This is a genomic window from Sporomusa sp. KB1, assembly GCF_007830295.1.
Lineage (GTDB): Bacteria > Bacillota > Negativicutes > Sporomusales > Sporomusaceae > Sporomusa.
This window is the reverse complement of sequence record NZ_VLKC01000002.1, coordinates 2669530-2692995: the sequence shown is the minus strand read 5'-3', so window position 1 is coordinate 2692995 and position 23466 is coordinate 2669530. Positions and strand designations below refer to the sequence as shown.

The window sequence follows — 23466 nt, the reverse complement described above, 5'->3', positions numbered from 1 at the left end:
TCTATTTTAAGACTATTTTCCTGTTAATTTTCCCTCTGCTGGTGGTTTACCAAGAGCCAATACCGATATTGTCCCCATGACGGCGAAGGATGCCAGGAAATACATGCTCAGGGTGGTAGATCCGCCGCTCAGTTCCTTAAGGAAACCTACGACATAGGGTCCAATGAACCCGCCAAGGTTAGCTGTCGAATTAATGATAGCAATACCAACTGCCGCCGTCGCCTCTGTCAGGTACATATTAGGGAAACACCAGAATGTACCGACAAAGCAGTAAATGCCCATCTGGCTTATACAAATAAGCGCCATAGAAACCCATAAATCATTTGTCATTGTTAAACCAATCAGGCCGAAGAAAGCTATACTGATCGGCAACGACCCATGAAATTTACGTTCCCCAGTCTTGTCCGAGTGACGGGCTACAAGAACCATCGCGACTACGGCGAAGAAGTAAGGAATGGTCGATATTAAACCTATGTTGGTAAGACTCAAGGCTTTTGACAAGCCCTTAATAATCTGGGGCATCCATAATCCCAAACCGTATAAGGCAATAACATAGCACAGATAGCAGAAAGACAGATGCCAAACTTTCCCCATTTTGAATACATCCCATTTGTTAGCAGGTACAAAAGCAGCTTTTGCTTCATGTTCCTTTTTCAGTTCGGCAAGAAGCCATTCTTTCTCATCTTTTTCCAGGAATTTCGCTTGTTCAGGACGGTCAATCATCGTGAAATAGGTTACAAAACCAAGCAGTACCGCAGGTAGTCCTTCTATCACGAACAACCAGCGCCAGCCTGCCAAGCCCATCCACGCAACATTTTCCATAATCCAGGTGGAAATCGGCCCTGTTATAATGTTTGCCAACGCCATGCCGCACATAAAGATGGAAACAGCACTAGCAAAGTACTTGCCTGGAAACCAGAAGGTCAAATACAAGATAATACAGGGATAGAAACCAGCTTCAGCAACACCAAGTAAAACACGTAAAATACCAAATTGAGTAGAATTTTGAACAAAGCCTGTAAATACGGTTACCAAACCCCAGCTAATAAGAATCCGGGTAATCCAGATACGGGCCCCCACTCGATGCATAATAACATTACTAGGTACTTCAAAAAAGAAATAGGCAATAAAAAAGATACCAGCGATAAATCCGAACATACTTGGGCTTATACCCAAGTCCGCATTCATTTGCAAGGCGGCAAAACCAACGTTTACCCTATCAATCATTGCCATGATGTACAGTAACATCAGATAGGGAAGTAACTTCCAACGTAACTTGCTTATTGCTCTTTCTTCAACTTCACTTACCATAATATCCCCCTTTTCCGCATTAATTAGATTATTAAGACTCTTTTCGGTATGCCCCTGGCCAGGGAAGGAAAGCCTGCATTTACTCTATAACCTAACAAGCTTTCCTTTTAAAAATTTTCTATGTTTATATATTTGCCAATTATCACTCAATTACCTCCGGACTTTATTGATGAGCATCATGAATATATTGCACACATCGTACCGCAGAAAAGATAAAACCACTAAAAATGTACAAGCATGTTGTTAATAATTTTATATCAACAACATGCTTGTACATCGTTAGTGGAACTCAATACAGCTTATAAAGTTTAATCTACCAGGGACTTGATCACTCTTACTGACTCTCTTGCGTTTTAGAGCTGATTACCGCAAAATTGGCAACGTGTTTGCACCTTGCGGCATAACAGTATAGGTGGGGTTATCTGTGCCACATTTTTCCCTGGCAATTCGAAGCGCGTCCTCGATAGTGGTTGCAGCAATCATACCGGTTTTGCTAACAAACTCGGCATTTTCCGGACGCGTAACCATGACATAAGTGGCATGGCTGCTGCATTCCACTTCTTTTAGCGCCACCCAGCCCGGTATCCCAAAGTCTGCGCGCAACGCTTTTTCCATGGACAACTTGTCATTATATTGAAACCAGCGGGAAAATTCCTCTGGTTCGTAGATGTCTGCACATTCACTTAAGAGTACTACCGCACCGCCTTTTTTCACAGCATAATAGGCGTTATCCATGGTCTTACCTGTTTGGTAAAGATTAATATCTTTAGGAAACCCGCCAGCTGTGGTAACCACAATATCTGCTAAATTATCAATTTGAACACCATAAAGTTGATCTACCAGTTTACAGCCTTCCTTCCAGGCAGAAACCCAATTACCGGCAAAAACACCGCCAAATTGACCGTCAGGAGTAGGTACCATATTAACGATAAAGTCAGGATTAATGAAGCCGCCAACCTCCATCATATCTTCATGCAACTCATTGCCTTGCGTCTTTCTGGAGGCAGCATGCGGATTAGAGCCGGCACCGACCTCTCGTCCCAGTCCCCACAAGTGATTCTGGCGAATGGTTTTAATAGAACTAATACCCGGAACAATACTTTTGCGACCACCGCCGAAGCCTGCCATATAATGATACACAATACCACCTGTCAGGATTAGCCTATCAGCTTCGGCTGCTATTTTATTAATAGAAACTTCAGTCCCCAGGCTGGTCTTGCCAAAATACACCATATTATCAGCATCAAAAGCATCATGGTTTACTATTTTAATTCGCTCATAAATTTCTTTGCCGCATAACTGAACAAACTCCTGCTCCGTGTTTTGGCGATGACCGCCTACCGCGATAATAATAGTAATATTGCTGTCTGGCACACCAGCTTTGTTAAGAGTGGCAATAATCTCAGGCAACACCAGCGGCATCTGCTGCCAGGCACGGGTAATATCACTAACAGCAATAGCAACTTTTTCACCAGGCCGTACCAATTCGCCAAGCGGTGGCGCATCAATTGGTTTAGCCAGTGCCTCGCGCACAGCTTGAGGAATATCGTTGATAGGCGGATATTCTTTACCAATAATTTCGTGCAGCAATTGCTTTGCAGGAACAGAGAAACTGATTTCTTCTTTGCCGTACTTTAATGTAAATTTTTTCATCGTTCGACACCTCTTTCTAATTCCTATGATAAACCAAAATCAACAAATTGAAAACCCGCCTAAAACATTTCGTTTTTAGCGGGTTTTTTCGGCACTAGTTTTCACACAGCCTCTAAAAGATTATCCTCTTTTTTTGTTATACTCTTCAAGGTCGGTGATTGCCTGATAAAGTTTTTCTGCGGTTACTTCATAAGGTGCATTCTTAATATCTCTTACAGTAAGAGTTGTTTCGATGGCAGGACCAAGCTCGTCGTAGGTAACCTCTATATCAGCAAGCTTTGTTGGCAGCTTAACTGTTTTATAGAAATCGTAAAGTTCTTCAAGCTTATCCATCTGACCATCATACATAAGAAGTACTAGAACACCATAGGAAACAACTTCTCCATGAAGGTGTTTTTCTTCGATCTGCGGCAGAACGGTCATACCATAGAATAGAGAATGGGCAATGCTGCTGTTAATGGAAAAGTCAATGAAATTGGAAACCATACCTGTTGTAACAAGGATACAAAGACAAATCTGCTCAACCTCGAAGGAAGGTGTATTATTTCTGCAATCCGCAAGCGCTTTTGCTCCGTACTGAACAAGGGGTTTATAGCACTGAACACCCATAGCTACGCCAAAAGCATCTCCATGCGTTAATGCCTTGCCACGGCTTGCAAGTGTAGTTTCAAAGTGCTTAGCCATTGTGTCAGCCATACCTGTCCATAAGTAAATCTCAGGTGCCTCGGCGATAACTGTTGTATTAATGAAAACATGGATAGGAGGCATTCCGTCAGCACGCTGCCAGGTGTCACGAATAACTCCGGTGGGATAGTAAATAACAGCAACAGAAGAAACGGGTGCACATGTTCCTGCTATTGTAGGAAAAGAAAATAATGGCTTTTTAGCTACATAAGTTACATATTTACAGCAGTCAATGGCCTTGCCGCCGCCGACAGCAAAAACCATGTCGGCCTCCTGAACTTTAGGATTTGCAATAAGAACATCGCCATTTTCAAATGATGCCTCACCGCCATACCAAATAAAATCGATTATTTCAATTTTTGAATCCGTAAGTGCAGCAAGCAAATAATCCTTAGCTGCCTCAATAGCTCTTTTCCCACCGATAACAACTGCCTTTGTTCCATAAGGCTCGCAAATTGCAGGAACATTCTTATAGGCATCATCACCTACTGTATAACTTGGCAGCATTTGTGAATAAAAACTCATTATTGACTCCCCCTTAATTTATTGCATTATTTATAAATTTCGTGATATTTACCATAGCTTTTTAACACATTCTTATTAATGGTGCTAAAAAAGGCTGGAGGATATTTCCTCGCAGCCTTCTAGCATCTGCTGATTATTTATCCAACAAAGCAAGAAACTCTTGTACTTCTTCTTCTTTCATACCATAGGTATGTTCACTGTCAACCGGGAATTGCCCCTTGCGGACTTCCTCAGTATATTCTTTGAAGGCATTTGTTAAAACTTCACCTACATTAGCATACTTCTTGACAAATTTCGGCGTAAAGTTATCATACATACCAACCATATCAGCATAAATGAGCAGTTGGCCATGAGTATATGAACCGGCGCCAATACCCAAAATGGGAATCCCGGCTCTTTCGGTGATGGCTTTGCCTACAGCAGTAGGAATACCCTCTACCAAAATGCTGAAGGCACCTGCTGCTTCAACCGCTTTGGCCTCATTGACAATCTTCATGGCAGCCGCCGAGCTGCGGCCCTGGGCTTTGTAACCACCGATTTGACCCATAAGCTGCGGCGTTAAGCCAATGTGACCCATAACCAGGATACCAGCCTGCTGGATGGCTTTAATCCGCTCAGCAATCATCGGGCCGCCGCCTTCAAGTTTGATGCAGTCGGCACCGGCTTCTTTTATGAACCGGCCGGCATTAGCAATTGCTTGCTCATTGGAGGTCTGGTAAGACATATATGGCATATCGCCAACAATAAAGGTATTAGGTGCGCCACGACGAACAGCCGAGCAATGGCGAATCATATCATCCATAGTTACCGGAAAAGTTGTATCATAGCCTAAGCTTACCATCCCGAGAGAATCGCCAACCAGGATCATATCCACGCCAGCTTTTTCTTCCATTTTGGCTGTTAGATAATCATAAGCTGTAAGATAAACTATTTTTTCACCTTTATCTACCATTTGATTAAAATCATTAATTGTTTTTTTAGCCATTATCCATCACAACTCCTAATAAAATATTAGTATAAACGTTTCAAATCTTCGTCGTTCATCGTAAAGCAATGCTTTTCTTCCGGAAAAGTGCCATTATCAATCTCCTGGCACCAGGTGTCAAAAACATCCACCATTTGTTGTCCCATTTGCGCATACTGCTTCACAAATTTAGGCACAAATTTATCAAAAATGCCGAGTAAATCGTAGGCGTTAAGGTTATGTCCATTACAATCTCCGCCGCCGCCAACACTGATTGTCGCGCACTTCACCCGCTCAGTGATTAGCTTGCACAGGGCAGCAGGCATACATTCTAACACCATGGCAAAAACGCCGGCATTGTCAATAGCAATAGCATCTTGCATCAGTTTTTCCGCAGCTTCCGAGCTTTTGCCTTGAACTTTAAAGCCACCCATCATCGCGGCTGTTTGCGGCGTTAAGCCAATGTGGCCCATAACTGGGATGCCAGCATCCACTACCGCTTTTACCGTGTCGGCAATTTTAATGTTGCCTTCCATTTTAACACAATCAGCACCGGCTTTTAGCAGCGTGCCTGCATTGCGAATGGCTTCATCGCGATTTACCTGGTAGGATAAAAAGGGCATATCACCAACAACAAAGGTATTAGGTGCTCCCCGGCGGACAAGCTTTAAGTGATACAGTTCTTCTTCAAATTCTACCGGCACAGTGCTGTCCTTACCCTGGATAACCATGCCCAGTGAATCACCGACTAAGATAAGTTCAGCAGCCGAGCGGTCAACAATACCAGCCATCGGATAATCATATACTGTGATCATTTTGAACTTTTTACCGTTTTGCTTAGTCTCAAGAATCTGAGGAATTGTAATTTTAGTTTTAGCCATTTTTACTGCCTCCTATTTTTCTGTATTATTTTATTATTATTTAAATACCGCACCAGCCATCGCTGACGATACCATCTTAGAATAGCGATCAAGATAACTGCCTTTAATTACATGATCTTGCTTGGGAGCCTGCCAGGCCGCTTTACGGCGAGCCAGTTCTTCATCGCTAACATGGAGATGAACGGTGCCGTTAGTGATATCAATTTCAATCAGATCGCCTTCTTCAATTAAGGCAATCGGTCCACCTTCGGCCGCTTCCGGGGAAACATGTCCAATAGCAGCGCCTGCCGTAGCACCAGAGAAACGACCATCAGTCACCAATGCTACTTCTTTGGATAAGCCCATGCCAACAATAGCAGCAGTAGCTGTAAGCATTTCCCGCATGCCGGGGCCGCCTTTTGGACCTTCATACCTTACTACGACCACATCACCTGGTTTAATTTGTCCGCCGTAAATAGCAGCCACAGCCGGCTCTTCCTGGTTAAAAATTCTAGCCGGACCTTTATGATGGTACATTTCCGGTACAACCGCTGCACTCTTACATACCGCCCCTTCAGGTGCCAGATTGCCATACAGCAACTGCAAGCCGCCTTTGGCTGAATAGGGGTTATCCATCGGCCTAATGACATTGCTGTTGATTATCTTAGCATCGCTGACATTCTCGGCAACTGTTTGGCCAGTTACGGTTAAACAATCTTTGTGCAGCAAACCATTTTTACATAACTGACCCATTAACCCCGTTATACCGCCAGCATTATGAACGTCAGCAGGATAATGGCCATTTTGGGCAGGTCTAATTTTCACAAGGTGAGGGACTTTTTGGGCTAGTTCAGCAAAACTATTAATATCAAACTCAATATCTGCCGTTTTAGCCAAAGCGGTTAAATGTAACAGGGTGTTGGTTGAGCCCCCGATGGCCAAGTCTACGGTAATTGTATTTTCAATAGATTCTTTAGTCACAATCTGTCGTGGTAAGATTGACTTATTATACAGCTCCATAATCTTCATGCCAGTTTGTTTGGCCAGAGCCAACCGTCTGCCAGTCCCTGCCAGGCTGGTTGCACCAGGCAAACACATGCCAAGAGCCTCAGTGAGGTAGTTCATGGTATTGGCTGTTCCCAGCAAATTACAGGCGCCGCAACCAGGTAGTGCATCCCGTTCTCTTCTTGATAATTCTTCGCGAGTAATAATACCTCTGGCAACATCGCCTTGCGCAGCCATTAAATCGGTGTAGCCGATTTCCTGATCATCAACACAACCGGTGGCCATTGGTCCACCGCTAATCATAATAGCCGGAAGATTGAGGCGAACAGCCGCCATCAGTAGTCCTGGCGTAATTTTGTCACAATTGGTAATAAGCACCATAGCATCATATTGATGACCGTTCATCATACATTCTACCGAATCGCAAATCAATTCCCGGCTTGCCAAAGGATAGTGCATGCCATAGTTTCCTTGCGCAATCCCGTCACAAAGACCGATTGTTGGAAACTCTATCGGTGTGCCGCCGGCAGCAATAATTCCTTCTTTGACTGCCCTGGCTATAGTGTCCAAATGCCTGTGTCCAGGCATAGTTTCATTTTGAGTATTTACAACAGCAATTAATGGTTTTTCCAAGTCTTCTGGTAAAAAACCCATCGAATAATACAACGCGCGATGAGTTGCCCGTTCTAATCCCTTGGTGGTAATATGGCTCCTCATGATTTTTTTGCCTCCTCTTCATAATTTACATTTTTACATTTACAGTGAAGTTACAAACGACTCCAGCAAATAAATGAGCTATTCAGGTTTTATGATTGATAGTATTCCTTAAATACGCTGCTTCTACCTTCTGAATTTTTTGACATCATCATGAAGAATCTTGTCGTATTGAAATAATCGCCTAATAAACCAATTCTTCACTATGGAAAATTGGTTTACTGAGTAGATAAAAATTATATTATCTAGTATATAGTTAAACAACCTTGGTTTATGTCTTGACTTTAAGTACAAAACAATTTATAATAACATCTGTACCATTGATAGATAATATAATGAGGTGTTTAGATGAATGACTTAACGGAACTATTTTGGCAGGCATCTCTTGATGAAATAAAGCAAGGTTATCTTTATCATAAACAAGCCGACGAGTTTGTATGCCTGATTTGCGGAAAAAGCTTTGCCAATGGTGTTATCTACCCCCATCAGGAGCAATTATACGAAGCCCGCAAGTATATTGCCATTCACATCGCCGAGCAACACCACTCCACCTTTGAGGTGCTGATTAACCTAGATAAAAAGTTAACAGGCCTAACCGATCACCAAAAAATAATCCTAGAACTTTTTTACCAAGGTCATGCGGATAATGAGATTGCCAAAACTCTCAATACAGGCAGTACTTCGACCATCCGCAACCATCGCTTTACTCTCCGCGAGAAGCAAAAACAAGCCAAGGTCTTTCTCGCCATCATGGAACTACTAGGGGAACAGACCCCCAAGAAACAAACCTTTATTGACATCCCGCGCAGTTCAAAAATGGTTGATGATCGCTTTGTCATCACCGAAGAGGAAAACAAAAAAATATTATCAACCTGCTTTAAGCAGGGACTATCCGGACCACTTACTTTGTTTCCCCCGAAAGAAAAAAAGCGGGTGGCGATATTACGGCATCTCCTGACGAACTTCGAGATGGGTAAAAGCTATACTGAAAAAGAAGTAAATTCGATTTTACAGCAATTTTACCCTGATTACGTACTACTACGCCGGTATTTGATTGACTATGGTTTTATGGACCGTACGCAAGATGGCAGTTCCTACTGGGTTCGAAATTAGTTCTAAAAAAAAGCAGAATGGAGATGAGTTCATTGGATAGACATAAAGAATTAAAAACCCTATATAAACAGATGTCTTTTCCCATCGGTATATTTCAGATTAAAAATCAAGTTAACGGTAAAACCTTTATTGGCAGCAGTAAAAATCTAAACTCTGTCTTTAACCGCCACCGCTTTCAACTTAAAATGAACAGTCATAAAAATAAAAACCTTCAGGAAGAATGGAATCAATATGGCCCAGAAGCCTATTCGTTCGATATTCTTGAAACGCTAAAGACAGATGACATAGCAACAGAAAATTTACCTGACGTCTTAGCAAGCCTGGAAGAAAAATGGTTAAATTCGTTGAAGCCTTACAATGAGCACGGCTATAACCCTCCTCCAAAAGCTAAAGAAGATTCCAGGGTAAGCTAACCTTTCCATCTGGACAAAAAGGGCGTGTCGCAAAACGTTTTTTGAAAAACGCAGAGCGACACGCCTTTTTGGGTAATTTAGGAAGGAAACTCCTAGTAGGGAGAATGAAAAAAAGAAGCCGCAGTCGGTTTATGTGCACAACAAAACAGAGGAAGCCTCTTCCTCTAAAAAAATCTGTATATAGTTGTCAGGCCGCTTTGGGAATATGTAAATAGGTTCCACAGCGGCCGCTTTGGATTTTGTTATGGAGTTTGTTTAGGTTATACCCCATACATAGCAGCAACAACTCGGTCTGGACCTTGCCTTTGCCCCTCAGCAGAAACCGTCGGAAGGCCATGTCCTGTTTAAGTACACCGAACGCTCCCTCTACCTGGATGGAGCGGTTTATGCGCAAGAGGACACCTTCCTCACTTTGAATGCGCGCCTGCATTTCCTGCCTCTGCCTGAGAAAGGTTTTGGATACGTACAGGTTCTTGCTCCGTTCTTCGAGCGGCGTCTTGCTCTTGCCTTTAATGCATTGGGCCTTATACGGACAGCCGGCACACTCGGTGCAGGCGTAGACCGTTGTCACAATGGGATAACCCGCCTTTGACTTGGTTTTTTTTTCATACGCCGCCTTGATGGGGTGGCCCCTGTGGCAGCGGTAACTATCGCTTTTCGCATCATAGGGCATATTCTCACGCTTGCCGATGTCACTTTGGTATTTGCGGGTTTTGGCTTTATCGTGATTCGACGGCTTAATAAATGCTATTTGTCCGTTTTCTTCGCACCAGGTGTAGTTTTCTTCACTCTCGAACCCCGCGTCCGCTACAGGCTTGGTATATCCCAGTCCTTTGAGCGTCTTCAGCATCGGGATGAATGTTTGGCTGTCGCTTCGTTCCTGACTGATCATGGCAGATACGATATATTCTGCATCTACCGCCAGTGTCGCGTTGTATCCCGGTTTAAGCTGCCCGTTTTTCATATGGTCTTCCTTCATCCGCAGGAAGGTGGCGTCTCTGTCCGTCTTGGAAAAGCTGTTGCGTTCCCCGAAGCTGTGGTTGTAGTCGTTGTACTTCTTCTGCCGGGCAAGATATTCGTCTACCGTTTCTATCGCCCGCTGCAGTGGCGCCTTACGCTGTCCCTTGCCGTGGACAAAGACGATGCCGCGTTCGGCTTGCAGCGCTTTGAGCCGTTTGCGCAGCTTTTTCAGGTCTTTGGCCTTGATCGTCTGACCGACAGGAAAGCGCAGACCGAACTCTGCCGCCAGCACCGGGAGCTGAGCTTTCATTTTTTCCTGCAGCTTCTCCTCGTTCTTTTGCGTCGATTTCTTCCAGACAAAGCGGTAGCGGTTGGCATTGGCCTCCAGCTTGGTTCCGTCGATGAAGGCGCTTGACAGTGACAGTTCGCCCGCATCGGCCAGCAGTAGCACAAGTTGGGTAAACAGGTCGTCTACAACCTCTGCCAACCGCTCGCTGCGAAACCGGGCAATCGTGGCGTGGTCCGGTGCTTTTTCCCGGCCCAGCAGGTACATGAAATTGACGTCTCGCCGGCAGGATTGTTCCAGTTTGCGGCTGGAATAAATGCCATTCATGTATCCATATACGAGAATTTTAAACAGACGTTTCGGTGACTTCTCGATTCTCCCCAGGCGGGAGTACGCGGCATACAATCTTCTGTAATCCATCCTTTCCATGACCGCGTTGAGTAATCGCACCGAATCATCTGCCGGGATCATTTCGCCGATGTCCATGGGGATAACCAGTTGATATACATTCCCGTTTGTTGTATAATCTGGTTGTAATTTCTTTGTTTTCACAAACTTGATTTTACAACAAAAGACGGCTCCCGGCTACATACCGGGGCCGTCTTTTGTTTTTTTAGGCCTGCTTTAGTGCAACAGCCCCTTCTTCTGTCCTGTAAGGTAACTTCCACGCTCCTTGGCTGTCACGCCTGTTCCCACAACATCAAGAGCGATATACAAAAGGCCAGCCACATAGAACCGGCAGCATAGCCTGCTACCACATCGGTCGGGTAATGAACCCCCAAATAGATCCGACTAATACCAATAGCAATAATTGTGATAACTGCCAGCGTCATGACGACTAGTCGCCCACGCCAGTTGGCAATAGTACGCATTAGCAAAAATGCTACCATACCATAGAAACACATACTTGCCAAAGCATGACCACTGGGAAAACTGTAGCTAGTCTCCTGCACAACCCGCAGCAAGTCTGGCCGGGCACGGTGAAACAAATTTTTTAATAACAAACTAAGCACCGCCCCGCCTGCTAAGCAAATCGCCAGTGCGGCCATCTCCCGCCAGCGTTTGATATAGATAAGCACCAAAAACACAGCAGCAACGATGATGATATAGCTAGTACCGAAACCTATATCTGTAATTATTATCATAATCCTATCTAATGCTGGATTAGCAAAATTCCGAATAAGCCAAACAAAGCTATCATCAAACAGTCCCATAGTATGACGAAATAACGTTTCCCAAGCTAATTCGCCAAAACTTACCAACATCAACGCGCTAAATCCCAAACTTGCCGCAATATATAGCACCGGCCACCGCCGCTCAAGCTCAAGAAACTTTTCTCTGGCAGGCAAGTACCAGGGACTCTTTTTGAACAAATGACCCATAACCCAAAACAGTGCCGGTAACACAATTAGACTAACAGCACCCATTAGGAAAAGAGCAGTAACCACTATCGGTACCAAAGGATGACCGTGTGGCGCAAGTACCCATACCTTGTGCTCGCTTGTTGCCCCCGCTTCAATTGTTGCACTGCCGCCAAGCACAACTATTTTACCATGTACAGCAGCGCCTGGTGCTACTGTCAGATTACCGTCAACAATTATGATACCATCGCTCACTTGGCCGCCTACCACAACATTGCCGCCAGCTACCATCAACTTACCAACTGTCTGACCGGTTGCAATAACAGTATCCTCATGCGCAAAAATATCAGGAAATTCCTCAGAATTAATCCTATCAGCACTCACAACCACAAAGGAAAAAACAAGGAAACACAGAACTAGGCTAGCCACTCGCGCCTGATTACGCATAGTCATCCTCCCTAGTAAATTCATATAAGCATACTGTCCGTATTGCAAACTTGAGATAAACTGCCACGAAGATAGTATATGTACCTATACATTACTTTATCTTATTGCTACTATTTTGTAATAAAAACCACCTGTCAAATCGCAATATGATTTAGCAGGCGGTCTACGTAACCGTTTATGATGTCTTATAATACATGTGTCCACGCTGCTGTCCTGGAAATAGGCGGAAAAGCAGTACATTAAACAGTAGACACCCTAGCACTGTTACCAACGTATCGCCAATATAATGCTGGCCCCGTAAAATTTGATACACACCCATAAAAATACCGACGGCGAGCCCTGCCCCACCCAGTAAGAGCTGTATTTTTCTATGTTTTGAAACAAAAAACAAAGACAGCAAGGCAAACCCACCTGCCGCATGACCGGCAGGAAAACCCATCCCTCTTTTTTCCTGCTTAAAGCTGGCAGGGTAAGGAGACAAAGGTTTAACATAGGGCATCGTTCCGCCATAGCGTTCAATTTGGTACGGACAATAGACATTCGTTACCTGTTTACCCATACTAGCAAGCAACGGGCAAAGCATCATACTAATAATCACACAGGCAAACGAACGGCGGTATTGTCTTAAAAAAGCAAATGATGATTTATAGGATAAAGCAAATAGAGCCATAAGCAGTACGGCAAACCCTGCCAGCCCCACTTTAATTCCTGTATACAACAGCCAGCCATAGTGGCTATGTACATCTTCCAAGGGCCATTTGCCTGATTGAAAGTTATAGACATAGTCCTGTACAAACAAATCAAAATCCGTATACTGCATAACCAGCAGATTCAAAATAAATAGCACCATTATCACTAAAATAGTACGGTATTGTTGAAAAAACTGCAAACCAACGTCACTTCCTGAGGACAAATTTATCATATTTCCCAATTGCCGCATAGGCTATTTCAATGAACCGCGCCGTATTTACCCTCTTTATACAGCGAACTGGCACCCTGATACCAGCTTATGGCCTCGTTCACTAAATCAGCATCAGGTGCCTGTTTCGTATATTCCCCGGTCTGATAGTTAATCTGGTAAAAAGAAACCTGTTTTTTAGGTTTTAAAACAACCAGGTTATCGCCTTTGGCATAAGCGATATTCTGATAGGTACTAATAAAAATACGCTCCTGGCCTACCGGCAGCTTCATTATATCATAGCCCATAAACCGCGAGGTATAAGAAAAATTGAGCAAGCCTAACAGTGTTGGTGCAACATCAATTTGACTCATTAAGCGATCAACACGCCCTGGCGCAATAAGACCGGGAGCATAGACGATAAGCGGAATATGATATTTCTTGATCGGCACTTCCGTTTTTCCGGCACTTGCCGCCTGATGATCAGCAACAATAACAAACACCGTATCTTGAAACCAGGGGTGCTTTTTGGCCTCAGCCAAAAAATTGCCAATGGCCCAATCGGTGTATTTAACAGCGCCGCTTGCGCCGCCAGGTGAAGGAATATCAATTCTGCCATCTGGGTAAATATAGGGGCGGTGGTTCGAGGTAGTCATAATCATCTGAAATACTTTCTCACCACTGGCATAAGCTTTATCAAGATTTTCGACAGCCTCGCCAAAGATGACCTCATCGGCCACACCCCATACGGTTTCAGTCATAATTTTCTCTTTCGGGATACTGGTACGGTCAAGAATCTGATAGTTATTTTTGGCATAAAAATCATTCATATTATCGAAATAACCGTAGCCGCCGTAGACGAACCAGCTTTTATAATTACGACTGTTTAGTACTGAGCCTAACGTAAACAGATCATCATTATCCGGACGACGTACAATGGATTGTCCGGGAGTCGGTGGAATGGATAAAGTGAGCGCCTCTAAGCCCCGGACAGTCCGGGTCCCTGTTGCATATACCTTAGTGAAAAAAAGCGACTCTTGCGCCAGTTTATCTAAATTGGGGGTCAAGCCTTTTTGATTGCCAAAGGCTCCCATATAATCAGCGCTCAGACTTTCCACTGTAATAACTACAATATTCGGATGTCTTTCCAGGCCTGACGCGGTAACAAACTTAGTCAACTCTCCCGGATTTGTGCTAACATATTGGCTGTTGGGTTCCTGCAACAGTTGTCTAAGTCTAGGCTCAAGCTCTTCATTAGGAATGGTCTTATAATAGCGGACATAATCAAGTTCATTATTGCGAAAGGCTGACAAAAATTCATAGACTCCATTACCTGCCAGTTCATTATTAAGGATATTCCCACTGACATTCTTCATGTTGCCGGTAACCGAGAAAAATACAACAACCGGAAATACCAGAGCAAGACCTAACACGCCTAACCGCCGCTTAAACGAAAGCGTGGTATCCCAGCACAAATATTTCTTCCAAATAACAACTGTTAAAACACTAGCAGTCAACCCAATGCCACTAAATAACGCCTTGAGCGGGTAACCCTCACGAATCATCCCCACTACTTCCTGGGTATAAATAAGATAATCAACAGCAATAAAATTAAACCGCGCCTGGAATTCATCCCAAAAATAAAACTCAGTAACTGACAACAACAGCAGAAGTGCTGTTGAAACCCATAGTAGACCCATAATTACAAGCTTGTTGACCTTAGCAGCAAAAAAGCGGCGCGGTACAAGCGCCAAATAAAAGAGCAACGGCAACAAACCCTGGCCGATAACAATGAGATCAAAAATGCCGCCAACCGCAAGCACCTTAAAAATCTCCCAAGGCGTTGCCAAAATCTGATTATAGGAAAATAGTGCCAACTTTACACGCAGTATTGCCCCTAAAATGAACCATAGGAAACCCAGCGAAATAGCTGCAGAAAATCGGCCCCAAAAATTTTTATCCAACTTCATCAGAATCCTCCTCGTGTAAATGATCACAACTATCGCATTATGCCTTAGTAATTATAACAACTGATTCTGAAAACAAAATGAAAAAGGACTTGCTATTTCACCAAAAAGTAAAGCCAGCAGTCTATATCAAGCTGAGATATAGACCACTGGCTTTATTTTACATTTTATATCAGCTATTTAGCTTGGCAGCGACTGTATTTCTCTTGCCTTCGTTTTGTCCTGCTCATCAGCTTGATTCTTGGACTCAGGATCTTTTGTGTGCATCATTTTTTTGTTTCTAGCCTGTTGACGGCTAGTAAACTGGTCGAAGGTTTTTCCGCCCATTACGCCTCACCACCTGATTTTTTATAATACTGCAGTCAGTTTCTTACATTAATAGCGCGAATTATTTTGATTAAAGCATTCCCGGCAATAAACCGGACGGTCACCACTTGGACGAAACGGAACTTCAGTCTGCTTCCCACATTCAGAACAAGTAACGGCATGCATTTCACGTTGAGGACGGTTGTTATCCCGCCGATTAGAACCTCCACTACTTTGCTTACGCGCTGCCCGGCACTCAGGACAACGCCCTGGTTCATTAGTGAAACCCTTTTCAGCATAAAAATTCTGTTCAGAAGCAGTAAAAACGAATGGAGCCTTGCAATCCCTGCAAGTTAACGTTTTGTCTTCAGCCACAATATTACCCTCCTAAGCACCTTAATAATCATTGATAGTTATTGCGAACCACTTATTATTAATATGACCGAATACTATATTTTTGATGATTAGTAAACAATGGATTTGGCGGTACTACATCTATTTTTAAAGGAATTAATATAAATCTACTTGTTTTTTCCATTTACATATTTCGCACGATTTACATCAAAAAGCAACAATATCTCAAAACGATTCACTTGTATGCATACAAATGAATCCTCTGAAAACATTACTGATAAATCAGTATTTTCTAATATAACATTCAGTTGTTTTCTGTAGTTTTCATAAAGTGCTTGCTTATAATTAAAAAAAAATAATGCAACACTAAACACTATTATCACTATTTGCATTATTCAGCAAATAAGAGTGGAGGGAAATTAATGGAATCAACAATTGTAAACGGTCTTTTAATCCTCAAACTTAACATGATTCAAACAGTTGCTCTGGCTCTGGCAGTATACTTTTTAGGTTCTTTTATCAGGCACCGGATACCTATATTTATGCGTCTCAGCATTCCGGCACCTGTTATTGGCGGTTTGATTTTTGCTGGTTTATCCACTTTCCTGCGCACCCAGGGAATTCTCGGGTTTGAGTTAGATGGTTCTATGCAAACCGCGCTCATGATTATGTTCTTTTGCACAATTGGTATGGGCGCTAGTGTAACGCTGCTAAAAAAAGGCGGCATGCCCTTAATTATCTTTTTCTTGTTAGCTGTTGTACTGGCAGTGCTGCAAAATGCTCTCGGCATTGCTCTTGCTAAGGCTACCGGTATTGATCCTCTCTTTGGCATTATAAGTGGTGCCGTTACGCTGATGGGTGGCCTGGGAACAGGTGGTGCCTTTGGACCGCTCTTTGAAGAGTGGGGTGTACAGGGAGCTACTGCTGCCGCTGTGGCATGTGCAACCTTCGGTATGGTTGCAGGCAGCTTGATGGGCGGCCCATTTGGTGAAGCTCTGATTAAAAAATACAAATTACCCACGCCATTACAAGACGGCATTGCTGTAGATGGTGTTGAAGTGGAAGAAGAACAAGAAACCGGCATTAACGGCGATAGCTTAATAAAAACGCTCGGCTTTGTACTTGCTGCCATGGGTTTAGGCTCCATTTTAAGTTTTTATTTGACGAAAGCGGGGATTACGCTTCCTGGTTATATCGGCGCTATGATTATGGCCGCAGTAATACGTAACTTTGGCGATCTTACCAAGTCTTATGAAATCAATGGCAATGCTCTTGAAATCATTTCCGATATTTCGTTGGCCGTCTATTTAACAATGGCTATTAATGGTCTTAAATTGTGGGAACTCATTAACCTTGCCCTCCCACTGCTGGTAATTTTGATTGGTCAAATTATTCTAATGGCCCTCTTCTGCTGGCTGGTGGTTTACTTTATCATGGGTCGCACCTATGATGCTGTACACCTGTCTGTTGGTATGGTCGGTTTCGGTATGGGTGCAACGCCTAATGCATTAGTAAACATGGCTGCATTAACCGAAAAATACGGTCCTTCCCCTCGGGCCCTTATGATCGTATCATTGGTAGGAGCCTTCTTGATTGACTTTGCCAATGCGCTGATTATCACCGGTATGGCCGGAATGTTCCGGTAAAAACTATAAAAAAGGACAGAGTCGCCAGGACTCCGTCCTTTTTAATTGCCATAGTCTACTTTATACCAAAGACCGTTAAGTAACTCCCATTGCTGTTTATGGGTGGTTTTATTTGTCCCAAGTGCCGGATGGTTCAATACCAGTTCGACCTCTGCCCAGGCTTTATCACCCTGCAGTTCAATATCCTGTACCGCTACGCTGATATTATAGACGTAACCTGCATCACGCAACTGGCAGTATTCGAATAGGCTAGGCTGGGGAACCCCTTTAAAATAGGATAACCTATATAGGGTATTATAATCCCGATTCACAAAGGCACTATTATATTCCTGCACCCGGGCCTTTAGTGCCTGATATGCTGCTTGGCGCTGCTGAGATTCCAGCAGGATCTTATTGCTTAACTGCGACTGTAAGTAACGCTCAGTAGTTGCCTGACCGACTCCGGCTAACAAGATAAGCACAATAATGCTTAGTACTGGCAGTAATTTACGCAATTCCTGACAAGTAACTTTCAAGTTTTTCATTACAGCCCTCCGCGGTTTATTTATATATATATCTGCAGTAAAGAATCTTACCAGTAAGCATTTTTAAAATAGGGTAGCCTAAAATAAATTTGAAGCTGCCCTATTTTTGTTTATTCCCATGCCAACCGAAGAGTAAAGCCGCCCGTTGGCTATTCCTGTCACAATTGCGTCTTTTTGTCGCAGACATAAGTTTACAATGTGAAGCTCTTGTTGTTAATGTTTTGTGTATTTCGTCACAAAACAGCCAATACCTTCTTTCTCAGAGCAATTTTCTAACTATTGGTCTTGCAGCGCTCATCACAAGCAACGAACCCTGGCCTTTGGCTAGGGTTCGTTGCTATATCAAGGCTTACCTGCCTAATTTATGTTGCGAAAGTTGAGTTATTTATTTATTATATAATGATGAAGTCTTTCCTATAAAATCAGCTGTTGTCACATATACTATATTACACTTCGGAGGTGTCAGTTGTGTCAAATAATGCACCCATTGGAGTTTTTGACTCCGGTATTGGTGGACTTACTGTAGTAAAAGAAATTATTAAGTTAATGCCAAATGAAAACATTGTTTATTTTGGTGATACTGGTCGGGCTCCTTACGGTTCCCGGCCGGTTGAACAAATCATAGAGTTTTCAAAGCAAATTCTCGATTTTCTAAACAGGCAAGGCATTAAAATCGCAGTCGTGGCATGTAATACGATGACGATGTGGGCTTTAGAGCAAGCTTGCAGCCGATATTCTTTTCCTATCGTTGGCACAAATAGCGGTGAGCAGTTGGCACTAGCCGCCACCAAAAATAAAAATATTGGTATCGCAGCCACACAAGCTACCATTAATAGCGGCAAACATGCCAAACGAATCAAGGCTGCAGACGCAAGTGCCCGCGTGTTTCCTCAGGCCTGCCCACCACTGGTTCCGCTTGTAGAACGAGAAGAATTAACAGGAGCCGCAGCAGAAGCAGCTTGTCGAGAATGCTTTCAGCCTATGAAAGATGCTGGTGTAGATACAGTAGTCTTGGGCTGTACGCACTATCCCTTCCTATTAGAGACTATTAATCACATTCTGAGACCTAATGTAACAATAATTGACCCGGCTGAACAAACAGCCCGTGATGCTTATGAAACTCTAAAAAGTATGGATCTGTTAGCAAATGCCGGCCAACAGGCAATACGACGTTTCTGTTTCTCTGCCGATCCGGCAAGAGCCAAACGGTTGGCACAGCGTATAATCAATGTACCGCTGCCTGACTTTCAGCAAGTTGATATACTGAAATAAGCCGGACTGGACGCAGCGCGGCGGGTAACGTATATACATATGTTTTTAAGGCAAGCCCTGAAAGGGCTTGCCTTCTTACATTCATGAAACTACATCAAAACCAATATCTTCCACAACTTTCACAAGGACCTCCCGCTCAGCAGTACCAGTTACAATGGCTTCTTTCTTTTCTAGGTCAACACTTACACTTACTACTCCTGCAATCGCCTGCAGGGCCTTCTCAACACTCATTTTGCAATGTCCGCAAGACATACCCTCAATTTTCAAGGTTGTTTCCGCTACTTTACTCACAAGCTTCACCTCCTCTCATCCCTTGCCTCAGCTCCTGTAAGGATCAAACTGTTTCAATCTAAGGGCATTGGTTACCACCGAAACTGAGCTAAAAGCCATGGCTGCTCCTGCCAAAACAGGTGATAGAAATCCGGCGGCCGCAATCGGAATACCAAGCGAATTATACACCAGCGCCCAAAAGAGATTCTGTTTAATATTTCTCATGGTTGCCTTACTTAACCGGATAGCAGCCACAATACCGGTTAATTCACCCCGCATCAGGGTAATATCGGCTGCCGCGATAGCAACATCGGTACCGGTTCCGATTGCAAAACCCACATCGGCAGTCGCCAGCGCCGGGGCATCATTAATGCCGTCACCAACCATAGCCACAACCTTACCCTCTTTTTTAAGGGCCTCAACTTTTTCAGCTTTGTGCTCCGGCAATACCTCGGCCATAACATTAGTTATGCCTACCGTTTGAGCAATGGCCTGGGCGGTACGGGTGTTATCGCCGGTCATCATCCAAACCTCAATTCCCATCTTCTGCAGCTCGCTGATCGCTTGTGCCGAGCTTTCTTTAACCGTATCTGCGACAGCAAATAAACCGCTCAGCCTATCTCCTAAGGCAAATAACATGACCGTCTTACCCTGGAGTTCTAACTGTTCAATTTGGGCAACCGCAGCTGCAAACTCAATATTATTTTCCTGCATGAGTTTACGGGTACCAACTAAAATTCGTTTACCGGCAATAGTAACCGCAACTCCATGCCCGGGAATGGCAGTAAACGATTCCGGGTCTGCCACAGGCACACCGTGTTTTTTACCATAGTTTACAATAGCCTGGGCCAAAGGATGTTCAGAATTTTTTTCTGCACTGCTAGCTAAGCGTACTAATTCAGCTTCGCCAAGTCCTGCGAGCGGCACAATATCGGTAACTTCCGGTTCGCCTTTGGTTATTGTGCCTGTCTTATCAAGGACAATAGTTGTCAGTTTATGCGCCTGCTCTAAATGTTCCGCCCCTTTGATCAAGATTCCATTTTCCGCCCCTTTACCTGTACCCACCATAATGGATGTCGGCGTAGCCAGGCCCAGTGCGCAAGGACAGGCAATGACTAATACAGCTGTAAAATTAACCAAGGCCCGCGAGAAATTGCCTGGGTCCAAGATAAAGAACCAAACGGCAAAGGTTACAATTGCCAGCCCTACAACAGTTGGTACAAAGTAACCTGAAACCACATCAGCAAAACGCTGGATCGGTGCTTTCGAACCTTGCGCTTCTTCAACAATGCGTACAATCTGAGCCAAAGCGGTATCTTTACCAACCTTAGTAGCCTCAAATTTAAATGTACCTAATTTATTAATAGTCGCACCAACCACTTGGTCACCAATTTTTTTATCAACAGGCAAGCTTTCCCCGGTAAGCATAGACTCATCCACTGTTGATGTCCCTTCGACAATCACACCGTCAACCGGAACTTTTTCACCAGGACGCACAACCACAACATCTCCGGTCACCACCGCTTCGAAGGGAATATCAATTTCCTGACCGTCGCGAAACACTCTCGCGGTTTTAGCCTGCAGACCCATGAGAGCTTTAATAGCTTCAGAGGTTCGTCCCTTGGCAGTGGCTTCCAGCAGCTTACCTAATATGATGAGCGTAATTAAAATCGCCGATGTTTCAAAATATAAATTAGGATCATGCCGCAGTACATTAGCTATACTGTAAAAATAAGCAGCAGACGTTCCAAGCACGACTAAAACATCCATATTGGCACTGCCGTTCTTGAGCACCAGATAAGCACCCCGATAAAACTGCCAGCCAGCAAGAAACTGCACCGGAGTGGCTAATATCAATTGGAGATATGGATTCATCAGCAGCTCGGTAGCCCTGCCCATTGCCCCCAGCATATGCAAAACCATTCCCAACAATAGCGGCAGGGAAAAACCAGCAGCTATGAACAGGCGCAATCGCTGCCTATTGACCTCTGCTTCGCGGGCTTTCTTTTCTTTATCTACTGCTAGAGTATCTGTTAATTCATGCGCACCAAATCCAATGCTTTCGATTTTAGCTTTGATATCGCTTACACTGACTACGCCCGGATAATACGTCACCGTAGCCTTCTCAACTGCAAGATTTACAACCGCGCTGGCTATACCGGGCAGCTTAGTTAAGCTCCTTTCTACGCGACCAGAGCAGGCCGCGCAGGTCATGCCGCTAATTTTTAAGTCTACTTTATCCTTGATGACTGTAAAGCCTAAATCCTCAATTTTACCCGCTATTTCACTAAGACTTAGCTGGGAGCGGTCATAGGTCACAGATGCCTTCTCAGTCGCAAGATTTACTGCGGCCTTTTCGACTCCCGGCAACTTTGTCAACCCTCGTTCTATCCTGCTTGCACAAGCAGCACAGCTCATACCACCGATCTGTAATAACACAGTATCGGCAACTCGGTTATTACGTACTTCAGCCATAACCTTTCACCTCTCAATCATAAGCTTTATCTCACTTTGTAAACTTAGATAAAACACCCATTAGCTCATCAACAGCCTCATCAGTTCGATTTTCCTTTATAGCAGTAACAACACAGCTTTTCGTATGGCTTTCAATCATAATAAGCGCAACTTGATTGAGCGCCGCTCTGGCGGCCATAATCTGCTGCAAAACATCCACACAGTAGCGGCCTTCATCAATCATTTTCTCAATTCCGTTGATTTGCCCACCAGTCCGTCGCAGTCTTTTTTTTACATTAGCGATTTCGCGTTCATTTAACATGACCATCCTCCATATACAATACCCCCGTATAGTATATATTGTAGACTTGTAATTCGTTTTCGTCAACACTTATGTTTAGGATTTTTCTTCGAAATATACCTCGACAGCAGCTAATAAACCTTATTGGGATACACCCTGCAAATATTTTTTATATCCTTGCGCGATGTCCTTCGAGTACCCGATAGCTTCATAGAACATATGGGCTTCTTTTCTCTTAATCAGCGACATAAGCATAACAAAGTAACAATTCCGGTCACGAGCATTATTTTCAATATAATTTACTAACTGCTTCCCCACTCCCCGCCTTCGACTCTTTTCACTCACAATAAGGTTCTCAAGCACCATGAAAGGTTGGCATTCACCCACTGTATCCATGCATGTAATACCCGTTACAGCTCCCACTAATTGTTTGTTCTCATCCTTTGCTCCAACTAAAATATAGTCCGGGTTACTGATAATTTTCTTAACTGTCTTTTCCAATTGAGCCATATTGGTTTTAGATCCAAAAAGCGCATTACATAACACTGCATACTGCTGCAGATCTGCTAACTGAATGCTTTCTATCGAAATCATATCCGACCCTCCAGTTGATTGTTTTGATTAAAACCATTGTATATCGTCACTTACAGTGCAAGATGGCTTAGCAAAGTGCGCTGTTTCTCACACACTTATTATACTACTGATATACCAGCAATACCCGCCTAAAACATTACGTTTTTGGCGGGTATTTATACAGAAAGCATGGCTTGCGCCAAATACAAGAACTCATTAAAAAACGAAATATGAGCATGAAGGATAATCCTTCATGCTCATATTATGCAAGGGACCTTTTTTGAACTCCTCCTCGTTATGTTTGTCCGGGTCTGCGGATAGGTTATAAGTTATCTTGCCAACAATCGGGTTCAACAATTTATTCCGTTCCTGCGCACTCCCAAATGCCCCCAATTAACCTTAAACACCTTGATACGCTGTCGGCCAGATGACTAATTGTGGTCAATTCCGCCAACTCAAGGTGCCGCAGCATCCCCAATTGAGTGATTGTAAGTCCACTCAGACTCAACACTTCATCATAAAATTGGGTAACAGCGAGGGACGCCCGGCAAACATTCAAGCAATTGCATATACTTGGATTCTTAGGATAAACCTGATTGATATGT

General features: G+C 43.7%; 21 protein-coding genes. 4 read left to right on the top strand and 17 right to left on the bottom strand.

Translation table 11 applies throughout. From position 1 onward, the window contains the following. Positions 1 to 12: 12 nt before the first annotated feature. The 6 genes from SALPA_RS16155 to ilvD all read right to left on the bottom strand — a co-directional run bounded on the left by SALPA_RS16155 (position 13) and on the right by ilvD (position 7719). Complete coding sequence (locus SALPA_RS16155) at positions 13 to 1311, bottom strand: MFS transporter (RefSeq protein WP_145096166.1); 1299 nt, start codon at positions 1309 to 1311, stop codon at positions 13 to 15. A gap of 363 nt (positions 1312 to 1674) precedes the next feature. Next, on the bottom strand, positions 1675 to 2964 hold the full coding sequence (gene larA, locus SALPA_RS16150; RefSeq protein WP_145096163.1) for a nickel-dependent lactate racemase: 1290 nt from the start codon (positions 2962 to 2964) through the stop codon (positions 1675 to 1677). Positions 2965 to 3084: 120 nt separating this feature from the next. Then, complete coding sequence (locus SALPA_RS16145) at positions 3085 to 4173, bottom strand: iron-containing alcohol dehydrogenase family protein (protein WP_145096160.1); 1089 nt, start codon at positions 4171 to 4173, stop codon at positions 3085 to 3087. A gap of 133 nt (positions 4174 to 4306) precedes the next feature. Beyond that, positions 4307 to 5158 (bottom strand): 3-methyl-2-oxobutanoate hydroxymethyltransferase, encoded by an 852-nt coding sequence (panB, locus tag SALPA_RS16140; protein ID WP_094606041.1) that lies wholly within the window; start codon positions 5156 to 5158, stop codon positions 4307 to 4309. Between the two features lie 26 nt (positions 5159 to 5184). Continuing rightward, positions 5185 to 6018, bottom strand: a complete 834-nt coding sequence (gene panB, locus SALPA_RS16135) for a 3-methyl-2-oxobutanoate hydroxymethyltransferase (protein ID WP_145096157.1) — start codon at positions 6016 to 6018, stop codon at positions 5185 to 5187. Positions 6019 to 6054: 36 nt separating this feature from the next. After that, positions 6055 to 7719, bottom strand: a complete 1665-nt coding sequence (gene ilvD, locus SALPA_RS16130) for a dihydroxy-acid dehydratase (RefSeq protein WP_145096154.1) — start codon at positions 7717 to 7719, stop codon at positions 6055 to 6057. 345 nt (positions 7720 to 8064) lie between these two features. Here ilvD and SALPA_RS16125 point away from each other — a divergent pair, with 345 nt between their 5' ends. Together SALPA_RS16125 and SALPA_RS16120 are read left to right on the top strand one after the other, a co-directional pair. Continuing rightward, on the top strand, positions 8065 to 8829 hold the full coding sequence (locus SALPA_RS16125) for a DUF2087 domain-containing protein (protein WP_145096151.1): 765 nt from the start codon (positions 8065 to 8067) through the stop codon (positions 8827 to 8829). A 32-nt stretch (positions 8830 to 8861) separates the two neighbouring features. Next, on the top strand, positions 8862 to 9242 hold the full coding sequence (locus SALPA_RS16120) for a GIY-YIG nuclease family protein (RefSeq protein WP_145096148.1): 381 nt from the start codon (positions 8862 to 8864) through the stop codon (positions 9240 to 9242). A 187-nt stretch (positions 9243 to 9429) separates the two neighbouring features. On the opposite strand, the gene SALPA_RS16115 is transcribed toward SALPA_RS16120, so the two are convergent. The 6 genes from SALPA_RS16115 to SALPA_RS16095 all read right to left on the bottom strand — a co-directional run bounded on the left by SALPA_RS16115 (position 9430) and on the right by SALPA_RS16095 (position 15842). Further along, complete coding sequence (locus SALPA_RS16115; RefSeq protein WP_145096145.1) at positions 9430 to 11040, bottom strand: IS1182 family transposase; 1611 nt, start codon at positions 11038 to 11040, stop codon at positions 9430 to 9432. A 128-nt stretch (positions 11041 to 11168) separates the two neighbouring features. Beyond that, positions 11169 to 12296 carry a phosphatase PAP2 family protein gene (locus SALPA_RS31550; protein ID WP_255451232.1) on the bottom strand — a complete coding sequence of 376 codons (1128 nt, stop codon included), beginning with the start codon at positions 12294 to 12296 and terminating at the stop codon, positions 11169 to 11171. A 175-nt stretch (positions 12297 to 12471) separates the two neighbouring features. Then, complete coding sequence (locus SALPA_RS16105; protein WP_222428021.1) at positions 12472 to 13146, bottom strand: phosphatase PAP2 family protein; 675 nt, start codon at positions 13144 to 13146, stop codon at positions 12472 to 12474. Positions 13147 to 13244: 98 nt separating this feature from the next. Next, entirely contained in the window at positions 13245 to 15164 is a 1920-nt protein-coding gene (locus tag SALPA_RS16100) for an LTA synthase family protein (protein WP_145096139.1), read from the bottom strand. A 177-nt stretch (positions 15165 to 15341) separates the two neighbouring features. Then, positions 15342 to 15488, bottom strand: coding sequence for a hypothetical protein (locus SALPA_RS29090; protein WP_186451091.1), 147 nt, complete (start codon positions 15486 to 15488; stop codon positions 15342 to 15344). Positions 15489 to 15536: 48 nt separating this feature from the next. Beyond that, positions 15537 to 15842, bottom strand: coding sequence for a zinc-ribbon domain containing protein (locus SALPA_RS16095; protein ID WP_145096136.1), 306 nt, complete (start codon positions 15840 to 15842; stop codon positions 15537 to 15539). Between the two features lie 401 nt (positions 15843 to 16243). Between SALPA_RS16095 and gltS the strand changes: the two genes are divergently transcribed. Continuing rightward, complete coding sequence (gene gltS, locus SALPA_RS16090; RefSeq protein ID WP_145096133.1) at positions 16244 to 17467, top strand: sodium/glutamate symporter; 1224 nt, start codon at positions 16244 to 16246, stop codon at positions 17465 to 17467. Positions 17468 to 17508: 41 nt separating this feature from the next. Here the strand turns inward: gltS and SALPA_RS16085 are convergent, their stop codons facing one another. Continuing rightward, positions 17509 to 17991 (bottom strand): hypothetical protein, encoded by a 483-nt coding sequence (locus SALPA_RS16085; protein WP_145096130.1) that lies wholly within the window; start codon positions 17989 to 17991, stop codon positions 17509 to 17511. 468 nt (positions 17992 to 18459) lie between these two features. Between SALPA_RS16085 and murI the strand changes: the two genes are divergently transcribed. Continuing rightward, a complete protein-coding gene (gene murI, locus SALPA_RS16080) occupies positions 18460 to 19263 on the top strand; it encodes a glutamate racemase (protein ID WP_145096127.1) in 804 nt (267 codons plus the stop codon). Positions 19264 to 19344: 81 nt separating this feature from the next. On the opposite strand, the gene SALPA_RS16075 is transcribed toward murI, so the two are convergent. The 4 genes from SALPA_RS16075 to SALPA_RS16060 form a co-directional block, all read right to left on the bottom strand. Beyond that, positions 19345 to 19554: a heavy-metal-associated domain-containing protein gene (locus SALPA_RS16075; protein WP_145096124.1), complete on the bottom strand. Its 210-nt coding sequence runs from the start codon at positions 19552 to 19554 to the stop codon at positions 19345 to 19347. A 27-nt stretch (positions 19555 to 19581) separates the two neighbouring features. Further along, on the bottom strand, positions 19582 to 22008 hold the full coding sequence (locus SALPA_RS16070) for a heavy metal translocating P-type ATPase (RefSeq protein ID WP_145096121.1): 2427 nt from the start codon (positions 22006 to 22008) through the stop codon (positions 19582 to 19584). A 31-nt stretch (positions 22009 to 22039) separates the two neighbouring features. Beyond that, positions 22040 to 22309, bottom strand: coding sequence for a metal-sensitive transcriptional regulator (locus tag SALPA_RS16065; RefSeq protein WP_145096118.1), 270 nt, complete (start codon positions 22307 to 22309; stop codon positions 22040 to 22042). Positions 22310 to 22429: 120 nt separating this feature from the next. Then, a complete protein-coding gene (locus tag SALPA_RS16060) occupies positions 22430 to 22882 on the bottom strand; it encodes a GNAT family N-acetyltransferase (RefSeq protein ID WP_145096115.1) in 453 nt (150 codons plus the stop codon). Positions 22883 to 23466 lie beyond the last annotated feature (584 nt).

Bases quoted from the DNA above. Each gene is read 5' to 3' on its own strand.
- SALPA_RS16155 (WP_145096166.1), bottom strand. From the start codon at position 1,311: ATGGTAAGTGAAGTTGAAGAAAGAGCAATAAGCAAGTTACGTTGGAAG.
- larA (WP_145096163.1), bottom strand. From the start codon at position 2,964: ATGAAAAAATTTACATTAAAGTACGGCAAAGAAGAAATCAGTTTCTCT.
- SALPA_RS16145 (WP_145096160.1), bottom strand. From the start codon at position 4,173: ATGAGTTTTTATTCACAAATGCTGCCAAGTTATACAGTAGGTGATGAT.
- panB (WP_094606041.1), bottom strand. From the start codon at position 5,158: ATGGCTAAAAAAACAATTAATGATTTTAATCAAATGGTAGATAAAGGT.
- panB (WP_145096157.1), bottom strand. From the start codon at position 6,018: ATGGCTAAAACTAAAATTACAATTCCTCAGATTCTTGAGACTAAGCAA.
- ilvD (WP_145096154.1), bottom strand. From the start codon at position 7,719: ATGAGGAGCCATATTACCACCAAGGGATTAGAACGGGCAACTCATCGC.
- SALPA_RS16125 (WP_145096151.1), top strand. From the start codon at position 8,065: ATGAATGACTTAACGGAACTATTTTGGCAGGCATCTCTTGATGAAATA.
- SALPA_RS31550 (WP_255451232.1), bottom strand. From the start codon at position 12,296: ATGCGTAATCAGGCGCGAGTGGCTAGCCTAGTTCTGTGTTTCCTTGTT.
- SALPA_RS16105 (WP_222428021.1), bottom strand. From the start codon at position 13,146: ATGGTGCTATTTATTTTGAATCTGCTGGTTATGCAGTATACGGATTTT.
- SALPA_RS16100 (WP_145096139.1), bottom strand. From the start codon at position 15,164: ATGAAGTTGGATAAAAATTTTTGGGGCCGATTTTCTGCAGCTATTTCG.
- SALPA_RS29090 (WP_186451091.1), bottom strand. From the start codon at position 15,488: ATGGGCGGAAAAACCTTCGACCAGTTTACTAGCCGTCAACAGGCTAGA.
- gltS (WP_145096133.1), top strand. From the start codon at position 16,244: ATGGAATCAACAATTGTAAACGGTCTTTTAATCCTCAAACTTAACATG.
- SALPA_RS16085 (WP_145096130.1), bottom strand. From the start codon at position 17,991: ATGAAAAACTTGAAAGTTACTTGTCAGGAATTGCGTAAATTACTGCCA.
- SALPA_RS16070 (WP_145096121.1), bottom strand. From the start codon at position 22,008: ATGGCTGAAGTACGTAATAACCGAGTTGCCGATACTGTGTTATTACAG.
- SALPA_RS16065 (WP_145096118.1), bottom strand. From the start codon at position 22,309: ATGTTAAATGAACGCGAAATCGCTAATGTAAAAAAAAGACTGCGACGG.
- SALPA_RS16060 (WP_145096115.1), bottom strand. From the start codon at position 22,882: ATGATTTCGATAGAAAGCATTCAGTTAGCAGATCTGCAGCAGTATGCA.